Below are 8,013 nucleotides of genomic sequence, written 5' to 3' on the forward strand. Positions count from 1 at the left end.
ACACGCTGGGCGCGGAGTAGGGAGGGCAACCCGTCCACCAAACCCTGCTCGGTCATGGCCCGCTCGTTCTTCGCAGCGCTGTTTGGCAGCCGCCAGCCCTCCGACATCACGCTCGGCCTGGCCCGCTCGCGGGCGGCGCGCGGCGCGGCCTACCTCGACGACGCCGACCCCGGCTGGTGGAGCCGCCTCGACCCCACGTCGCTGGAACTGGCTGACGGCAAGGCTTGCGTGCTCGGGCAACTCCACGGCGAGTTCCGACAGGGGCTCTCGCGTGCCCGCATCCTCGACCTGAGCAGCGCCCCGCTCGCGAGCCTCTCGCCCGTGGACCTCGGCTTCCAGGCCTACCGGCGCTTCGGCGACGCGACCGAGGCGCTCGACTATGCCTTTCTCACCCGTGCCTGGCGCGAGGAGATCGACGCGCGCACGCCTGACACCAAGCCCACGCGCGTGGCGACGCGCCAGCGGGCGTGAGCCGAGCTCTCCTGCTCGGCATGGCCCTGATCATAGGGATACCCGTTATGGCACAAAGTCCTGGCGTCACCTTTGACGAAGCCGAACAGCGCTGGCAGCACCGCCTGTTCTACGTCTTCGCGCCCAGCGACACGCTCGATGCCTTCGTCGCCACGCTGGCGCGCCTGCAGGCTCAGCACGACGCCGTTGCCGAGCGGGACGCTCTCGTCCTGGCGCTTCCGCACGAGGGGACGGCCCTGTGGCTGAACATAGGTCGCCTGAGCCCGGACGTGGGCCCGGCGCTGCGTGAGCGCTACGACGTTGATGCCGACGACGCGGCCCTCGTGCTCGTCGGGAAGGACGGCACCGAGAAGCATCGCTATGCGCTGCCGGTGGCGCTGCGGGACGTGTTTGCTCGGATCGACTCCATGCCGATGCGCCAGCGTGAGATGCGCGAGCGCGAACAGTGACGGCGACACGCTAGTTTGGCTGGGGGCAGCATTCAGCGTTGAGCAACACCGCCCCCGAGGTCGAGCCAGGGCACGGCGTGTCGGTTCGGAGACGGGGAAGAGCCGTCCAGGTCGGGATCACGTCGTCTGGGCTGGATCGACGGTGGAGATGGCATGGCGCGAGTAGCTTCGCCCATCCCTCACGCTCGGTGCTTATGACCACTCCTGTTTTCTCGCTGGCCTCCGTCGTCCTCGCCGTGGCGGCGCTCCATGCCGTCGGGCTGACCGTCGTCCTCGCGGTGCGGTCGCGGCGAGCCCACGCACGCACGGTGCTCGTGGTGCTTTCCGGCGTCCTCGCGCTGCTGCTGGTCGACATGACGCTGCGGTTCTCCGGGATCGCGCTGCCCTCGCCGGTGCTCCGGGCGCTCGTCGGCGCGTTCTGGTTCGCCGTGCCGCCGCTGTTCTACGAGTATGTCCGGGCGCTCATGCGGCTGCGCACGCGCGCCGAGCCGACGGACCTCGCCCACGCTGTTCCGTTTGCGACGCAGGTGCTGCTCATCGTGACGTGGCCGCTCGTGGGCGACCCAGAAGGTCAGCGGATGGCGTGGGTGTCGTTTTTCACGATCTATGTGGTGCAAGCCGTCGCTTACGGCGGCGCGGTGGGGATGCTCGTGCTGCGCTACGTCCGGCGCTACCGGCACGAAGGGGCCGGAGCCGACGATGACCGCCTGTACCGGCTCCGGCTCTACGGCGGCGGCTTCGCGGCGTATGCCGTGGCCACCCTGGTCAACTACATCGCCTATCTCGCGACGGGGACGGTGTTCGCGTGGCTCGACTACCTCGTCCCGCTGGCGCTGGCCGCTCTCGTGGCAAGCGTGGCCTACGAGCGGCTGCGGGCCTCGCTGGTGACGCTGCCTCGCCTGGCCTTGCCGGACCCGCGCAGTGTCGGTGCCGAGCCAGAGCGTACGGCGACACCCAGGCCCGCGGGCGACCTCCAGCGTCACGCCAACACCCTCCGGCGACTGATGGAGGACGACCGGCTCTACCTCGATCCCACCCTCCGGCTGGCGGATCTCGCGGACCGGCTCTCGATCGGCGAGCGGGCTTGCACCGACGTGCTCGCGCAGGCGTTCGGCGCGACGTTCTACGACCTCGTCAACGGCTACCGGGTGGACGAGGCCCAGGCGCGGCTGCGCGACCCGGCGACGGCCCACCTGACCGTGCTCGCCGTGGGGCTCGATGCTGGGTTCAGCAGCAAGGCCTCGTTCAACCGAGTCTTCAAGGCCCGCACGGGCGAGACGCCCTCGGCCTACCGGCGGCGCATGGCGGTGGAGCCCGGACGCGTCTCTGGCGATGGCCGCAGCGGCGCTCGTGTCAGAGGCGACAGCGTCAGAGGCGACAGCGTCAGAGGCGACAGCGTCAGGGGCGACAGCGTCAGGGGCGACAGCGTCAGGGGCGACAGCGTCAGGGGCGACAGCGTCGGGGGCGTTCGCGTTGGGGGTGAGGGCGCACGCAGCGACGGCCTTCTGGGGGACGGGATGTCGGGCGATGGTGGCGCCGACCCACCGGCCGTGACCGCGTCTCATCGCGCGGGATGAGGCCGAAACCGCCCCCAATGAGCCGACAGGCAGCGGTTGGGCACCGAGGTTGGCACTCGACCTCCGCTCACCAGCCTCCTGTTCTATCGTGCTTCGCTTCATCCCTTTAGGCCTCCTGGCCGTGCTCGCCGTCTTCGCACCCGCCGTCCCCACCCAGGCGCAAACGACCACCGTCGAAACGGTCCTGCCAGCGGGCTCCGACATCGACGACGGGCTCACGCTCGGTCCCGACGGGGCGCTCTACGGCTCCCGCTTCGGCGGCTTCCCCACGCCCGTCGGCCGCACCGTCACGCGTGTCGAGCTTCCCGAAGCCATGACGTCGATCTACGCCGACGGGTTCAGCCGCGCCAACGGCCTCACCTTTGGTCCCGATGGGACGCTCTACGTGGCCAACTACAACACGGGCACGATCAGCGCCGTCACGCCAGACGGGGATACCTCGTTGTTTGGCCGGGCGCCAGGGCCCACGACCGTCAGCGGCCTCCTCTATGACACCGCCCGCGATGTGGTCGTCGTGGCGAGCTACGATGGCAATTGGGTCAAGACGGTCGATGCCAACGGCACCTTCGCCGATGTGATCGACGAGGGGCTGAACTTCCCGGCGGGCCTCGCCTTCGACGACCAAGGGCGGCTCTACGTCGCCGACTTCGAACGCGGCAAGATCTATAGGATCGACGGCTACCCGGACACGCCTTCGCTGGTGCAGATCGCAGACCTTGCCACGGACATCGGCTTCCTGGCCTATGGCGGTGGTCAACTCTTCGCCACCGGCATCGACGACAACCGCGTCTACGAGATCGCACTCGATGGGACCGTCGCCGTGCTCGCGGGAACCGGCACGCGTGCTACGCTCGACGGGCCGGGCGATACTGCGCAGTTCAACCGCCCCAACGGCATCGTTGCGACCGCCAACGGCGACACGCTCTACGTCTCGCAGGCGGGCGACCGTGCGCTCCGCCGCATCGTCCGGACGACCACCACCAGCGCCGAGGACACGCAGCCAGAGTCCGGCGTCTTGCTCCTCGCCCCGGCCCCCAACCCCACGTCGGGGACGGCCCACCTCCGCTTTGCACTCGACGCGCCCACCGATGTGAGCCTCGTGCTCATTGACCTCCTCGGGCGGCAGCGCATGACGGTGGCTGCGGGACTGCTCGGCGTGGGCGAGCACGCCCGGCAGATCGACACGGCGGGGCTGGCGAGCGGCGTCTACGTCGTGGTGCTACGGACGCCAGCGGGCGTGCAGACGAAGCGGCTCACGGTCCGCTAGGTGCTTGGTCGGCCAGGGCGGGTGCCGTCCCGGAGGGCGGGATGATCGACGGGGCGTCCACGATCCCACCATCACGGGCGGGGACGTGTCCGTGGCCGTCTAGCACTACGCCGCCTGCGGTGCGCACCCCGGTACCGCAGCGCTTGCAGAAGGCTGCATCGGCGTCGTGGTCGGTGCAGCCGCAGGCCGGGCAAAAGGCCGTCCGGCGCCTGTCCTGGACCACGTTCGACAACTCCGTCGTCACGATGCCCGTGGGCACCGCGATGATGCCATAGCCCAGGATCACGATGAACGTCGTGATGAACTGCCCGAGCGTGGTCTGCGGGGCGATGTCGCCGTAGCCGACCGTCGTGAGCGTGACCACGGCCCAGTACATGCTGCGCGGAATGCTCGTGAAGCCGTTCTGGCCGCCCTCGACGATGTACATCAGCGAGCCGAGGATCGTGACCAGCGTGAGCACCACGAAGATGAACACGAAGATCTTGCGGCGGCTTGCGACCAGCGCGCGGCCCAGTTCGTCCGCTTCAGAGAGGTAGTTGACGAGTTTGAGAATGCGGAAGACGCGCAGGAAGCGCAGGATCCGCACGATGAGGAAGAACTGCGCGCCCGGAACGAATGCGCTGATGTAGGTCGGGAGGATCGCCAGCAGGTCGATCACGCCGTAGAAGCTGCGCGCGTAGCGCTTCGGCTCGTAGGCCGAGGCGAGCCGCAGGACGTACTCGATCGTGAAGACGACCGTGAAGAACCACTCGACGGCGCGCAACTCGAGGTGAAACCACATGCGGATGGTCTCGACGCTCTCCAGCATCACCGCGACCAGGCTCAGCGCGATCAGCCCGATCAGGACGATGTCGAACGCCTTGCCCGCCGGGGTGTGCGTGCCGAAGATGACCTCGTGGATCTTGTCGCGCCACGGTGCACGGCCGGGAGGCGGAGCCACGTCGTCTGACTCAAAGTCAGGGCCGTGATGGTCGTGCGCGGGCTCGGCGGAGCGGGGGGCGAGCGAGGGCGAGGTCATGCGGACGGGCACAGGTGGGACGGTCCTCGAACGAGGTCACTCGTGTCCGGGTCCGTGCGCCGGGAGCACGGGCGCCTAGCTGGCCACCGCGACGCGCTCGACCCAGCTCTGGTGGATCTCCTCGAACGTCGTGTCGAGGTCCTTCGTGAGGTCCCATGCGGGGTAGTGGGCGCGCATCTTCGAGAGGTCCGAGTAGTAGCAGATGTGGTCGCCCGAGCGGTGCTGGTCGGAGTAGGCGTAGACCATCGGGTTGCCCGAGAGCGCCTCCGCCTTGGCGAACGCTTCGAGGATGGAGACGCTGTTGGCCTTGCCGCCGCCGAGGTTGTAGACCTCGCCCATGCGCGGCGCCTCGATGAACGCCTCGATGAAGCGCGCCACGTCGACGGCGTGGATGTTGTCGCGCACCTGCTTGCCCTTGTAGCCGAAGATGGTGTACTTCCGCCCTTCGAGGTTGCACTTCACGAGGTAGCTCAGGAAGCCGTGCAACTCCACGCCCGAGTGCGATGGCCCGGTGAGGCAGCCCCCGCGCAGGCAGCACGTCGGCATGTCGAAATAGCGCCCGTACTCCTGCACCATCACGTCGGCGGCCACCTTCGAGGCGCCGAAGAGCGAGTGCTTCGACTGGTCGATGCGGAACGTCTCCGGGATGCCGTTGGCGTAGGCGGGGTCGGCGTAGTCCCAGCGCGTCTCCAACTCCACGAGGTCGAGCTCGTTGGGGGCGTCGCCGTAGACCTTGTTGGTCGACATGTGTGCGAAGGGCGACTCGGCGGCGAACTGCCGGGCGGCTTCGAGCAGGTTGAGCGTGCCGACGGCGTTGACGTCGAAGTCGTCGAACGGGATCTGCGCGGCCTTGTCGTGGCTCGGCTGCGCGGCCGTGTGGACGATGGCGGTCGGGCGGAGCGTCGCCATGAGGTCGAGGACGCCCTGCCGGTCGCGGATGTCGAGCTCGTGGTGGCGGAACTGGGCGCCGTGCGTCTCGGCGAGGCGGGCCTGGTTCCAGCGCGTGTCGCCCTCCGGGCCGAAGAACTGCGCCCGCATGTTGTTGTCGACGCCGTGGACGGTCCAGCCCTGGGCGATGAAGTGCTCGGTGACGGCCGAGCCAATCAGGCCCGACGAGCCGGTGACAAGGAGCGTGCGCGCAGCCATAGCGCTGAGAACGTTGGTGGTAGGTAGAGCGGCGCGAAGATACCCTCAGTCCCGCTGTGTCCCAAGCCATCCCAGCGCCCCCACCGGGGCTTCACTCTGGGGTCGTCTTCGTCTATCGCGTGGCGCGGGTGCCGTGCTCCGCCGCGGCCAGTGCGAGTACCTGTTCCATCGCCTCGGCAATGCCGTCGATGCGGAAGGTCGCCTCGGCATACGCGCGAGCATGCTGCCCCATGCGCGCACGGAGGGCCGCGTCGTCCAGCAGCCGCTCGGCACGTTCCACGAAGCCGGCCACGTCGTCCGGCGGCACCACGAAGCCCGCCTCGTGCCCGTCCACGATCCGCGCGGCGAGGTTCTCAGGCGGCACGGCAAGGAGGATCGGGCGCGCGCCGCACAGGTAGGCGAGCACCTTCGACGGCACTGAGAACACGCCTGCCTCGGGCTCCAGCACGGCCACGAGCACGTCGGCAGCGGCAAGTGCGTCGGGCATCTCGGCGAACGGCTTGAACCCCATCACCTTCAGGTTATCGAGGCGGTGCGCGGCCTGCTGCTCGCGCAGCCACTCGGCGCCAGGGCCTTGCGAGAGCACGACGATCTTGGCACGGTCCCGCGTGCGCAGCGCGAGCTGCAGCAGCAGGTCGGGGTTGTGCTTGAGGGCCAGCGTGCCCGCATAGAGGAACACGAACGCGTCGTCGAAGCCGTGCTGCTTCGCCCAGGCGTTGTCTGGCGCGGTGAGTGGCAGTTCCTCGATAGGCGCCCAATTCTCGACCGTGTGGAGGCGCGCGTCGTCCACGCCCCAGTCGTGCATGATGGGGCGGAAGTCCTCGGTGATCATCACCACGTGGTCGCTCTTGCGGAGCAGCGCTTTCTCCTTCTGGACGTAGTAGGTCCCCACCGCACCGCCTATGACGGGGACCTTGTCCTTCAGGATGCGCTCCGCTGCCACGCCGATGATGTCCTGGAGCCAGAACACGAAGCCCGCCCCGTGCTTGCGCGTAGCCTTGAGCAGCGTGGCCTGCGCGTCGAGCGGGGTGTTGGCCGAGAGGACGACATCGGGCCGGAAGTCGGTGACCTCGGCGGCGACGAGCCGACCGAACTCGCGCTCCTGTCGCCAGCGCTTCACGAACGAGTACTTGTCGAGCGGCTGCCCGAGCGTGAGCGGGCGCACCTCGAAGTCGGTGGGGTCGTCGGGGAGGCGGCGCAGCGTGCCTTGCGGGGTCGTCTGGAGCGAGGCGCAGTAGGTGTGGCACACGGTGTGCCCGGTGCGCGCCAGCGCCCGCGCGAGCTGCATCGGATACGGGTAGCCGCCGAAGTCGTTGGAGAGGATGCGCATGGGGTGAGAGTCCAGGGCTCGGGATCCAGGGGAGCGGACACCAAAAACGCGCTCGCGGGGTGCACGAGCGCGTCGGGGGGAGAGGCTGATCGGCGATCAGCGGCTGATCGAGGACCAGCGAGTGGCGCGAGAGAGACTTGAACTCTCGACCTCCGGGTTATGAATCCGACGCTCTAACCAGCTGAGCTACCGCGCCAGGCAGACGGGCAAGATACGACCCGCGCCCGGTCTCCTCAGGGCTGCGTCGAAAAAACTCCGTGAAGCAGTGGCTCTCCTGACGCAGGGCCTCATTCGGCGAAGACGTCGGCGAGGACTTCCGAGACATGGCTCCTAGTGATCGGGCGGGTCAGCACCGCGTCGATGCCGTGGGGTAGGGTGGAGACGGCATCGGCCGTGAGCCACACGAGGCGTGGGCGTGCGAGGCGGTGGGCCTCAGCTAGCCTGGCTATGTGGGCGCCTACCTGCAGGCATTGGTCTGCAGACCTGGTGGCTGCGACAATGATGCTGGGCCACGCTTCTGCTACGGCCGCGTCGAGCGTCGTGCCGAGGGTAGCCGGATGCGTGGTGACCAGGGCGACCGAGGCCGGGAGAAAGTGGCGGAGCAGCGCCTTGGTCGTGGGCTCCGCGTCAGCAAGCAGCACACGCGTCGCAGGACGAGGTTGCTCGGCAGGCAGTGCGTCGGCAGGCAGTGCGTCGGCAGGCAGTGCGTCGGCAGGCAGTGCGTCGGCAGGCAGTGCGTCGGCAGGCAGTGCGTC

General features: G+C 68.7%; 8 protein-coding genes and 1 tRNA gene. 4 read left to right on the forward strand and 5 right to left on the reverse strand.

All coding sequences use genetic code 11. The features are described 5' to 3' along the window. From AAFU51_12445 to AAFU51_12460, 4 genes are all read left to right on the forward strand, one after another. Nucleotides 1–471, forward strand: a 471-nt coding sequence (locus tag AAFU51_12445; GenBank protein MEO1572070.1) for a hypothetical protein, incomplete at its 5' end; no start/stop codon positions are given. A gap of 47 nt (nt 472–518) precedes the next feature. Then, nucleotides 519–920, forward strand: a complete 402-nt coding sequence (locus AAFU51_12450) for a DUF4174 domain-containing protein (protein ID MEO1572071.1) — start codon at nt 519–521, stop codon at nt 918–920. Nucleotides 921–1,114: 194 nt separating this feature from the next. Beyond that, nucleotides 1,115–2,497, forward strand: a complete 1,383-nt coding sequence (locus AAFU51_12455; protein MEO1572072.1) for a helix-turn-helix transcriptional regulator — start codon at nt 1,115–1,117, stop codon at nt 2,495–2,497. An 88-nt stretch (nt 2,498–2,585) separates the two neighbouring features. Beyond that, nucleotides 2,586–3,764: a T9SS type A sorting domain-containing protein gene (locus tag AAFU51_12460; GenBank protein ID MEO1572073.1), complete on the forward strand. Its 1,179-nt coding sequence runs from the start codon at nt 2,586–2,588 to the stop codon at nt 3,762–3,764. Here the strand turns inward: AAFU51_12460 and AAFU51_12465 are convergent. The 5 genes from AAFU51_12465 to AAFU51_12485 all read right to left on the reverse strand — a co-directional run. After that, nucleotides 3,751–4,782: an ion transporter gene (locus AAFU51_12465; GenBank protein MEO1572074.1), complete on the reverse strand. Its 1,032-nt coding sequence runs from the start codon at nt 4,780–4,782 to the stop codon at nt 3,751–3,753. The genes AAFU51_12460 and AAFU51_12465 overlap by 14 nt on opposite strands. A gap of 75 nt (nt 4,783–4,857) precedes the next feature. Continuing rightward, complete coding sequence (locus AAFU51_12470; GenBank protein ID MEO1572075.1) at nt 4,858–5,928, reverse strand: NAD-dependent epimerase/dehydratase family protein; 1,071 nt, start codon at nt 5,926–5,928, stop codon at nt 4,858–4,860. Between the two features lie 112 nt (nt 5,929–6,040). Continuing rightward, nucleotides 6,041–7,258, reverse strand: coding sequence for a glycosyltransferase family 4 protein (locus AAFU51_12475; GenBank protein ID MEO1572076.1), 1,218 nt, complete (start codon nt 7,256–7,258; stop codon nt 6,041–6,043). 122 nt (nt 7,259–7,380) lie between these two features. Continuing rightward, nucleotides 7,381–7,454, reverse strand: a tRNA-Met gene (locus AAFU51_12480). 91 nt (nt 7,455–7,545) lie between these two features. Further along, nucleotides 7,546–8,013 (reverse strand): hypothetical protein (locus tag AAFU51_12485; protein MEO1572077.1); only part of this gene is annotated, 468 nt, incomplete at its 5' end.

The organism is Bacteroidota bacterium (assembly GCA_039821555.1).
GTDB lineage: Bacteria > Bacteroidota > Rhodothermia > Rhodothermales > Rubricoccaceae > JBCBEX01.

Coding starts and splice junctions, on each gene's coding strand:
- AAFU51_12450 (MEO1572071.1), top strand. CDS start 519: ATGGCACAAAGTCCTGGCGTCACCTTTGACGAAGCCGAACAGCGCTGG.
- AAFU51_12455 (MEO1572072.1), top strand. CDS start 1,115: ATGACCACTCCTGTTTTCTCGCTGGCCTCCGTCGTCCTCGCCGTGGCG.
- AAFU51_12465 (MEO1572074.1), bottom strand. CDS start 4,782: ATGACCTCGCCCTCGCTCGCCCCCCGCTCCGCCGAGCCCGCGCACGAC.
- AAFU51_12470 (MEO1572075.1), bottom strand. CDS start 5,928: ATGGCTGCGCGCACGCTCCTTGTCACCGGCTCGTCGGGCCTGATTGGC.
- AAFU51_12475 (MEO1572076.1), bottom strand. CDS start 7,258: ATGCGCATCCTCTCCAACGACTTCGGCGGCTACCCGTATCCGATGCAG.